The organism is Falsirhodobacter sp. alg1, from assembly GCF_000739715.2.
Taxonomy (GTDB): Bacteria; Pseudomonadota; Alphaproteobacteria; order Rhodobacterales; family Rhodobacteraceae; genus Falsirhodobacter.
The window spans coordinates 1-491 of the sequence record NZ_BBJC02000135.1 but is presented as its reverse complement, the minus strand read 5'-3'; the positions used below and the strand labels follow the sequence as shown (position 1 = coordinate 491).

At 61.1% G+C, this 491-nt stretch carries 1 pseudogene; it reads left to right on the top strand.

The features are described 5' to 3' along the window. Nucleotides 1-397, top strand: a pseudogene (locus tag TR36_RS14620) (sensor histidine kinase); the annotation flags it as partial. Nucleotides 398-491: the final 94 nt, after the last annotated feature.

Sequence of the window (491 nt, the reverse complement as noted above, 5' to 3'; positions counted from 1 at the left end):
CAAGGATGCCCTTGCGGTGCAGGATCCGCCCTCGGCCATCCTGCGGGCGTTTCAGGTGACGGCGGACTGGGCACAGGAACCCCCCGATGCCTATCTGCGCGGAGAGGCTGTGCTGCGCACCGATGCACGCGTTCCGTTCCGTGGGTGGCGTCTGGTCACATATACCGCCTATGACACCGTGCGCGAACGGGTGAACGCGGTTCTGGCGCTTGAAATCATGGGATTTGCCATCCTGCTGGCCGCGACATTCTACATGCTGTCGCGCCGCGCATGGTCCCAGAGCATGTCCTTCCAGCGTGAATCCGCCGAACTGCGCCTGCTGAACCAGCGCCAAGATCGAGAATCCGTTGCCCGCGTCCGAATTCTATCTCGGTGCGCTTTACGCCGAGTGAAAATCGAAATGGGCCGTGCTGCCGCATTCCGGCGCGGCCCCCGTTCCGCCTTTTAGTGAGAATATGATGAGCCGCCCCAACATTATCTTTATCATGTCC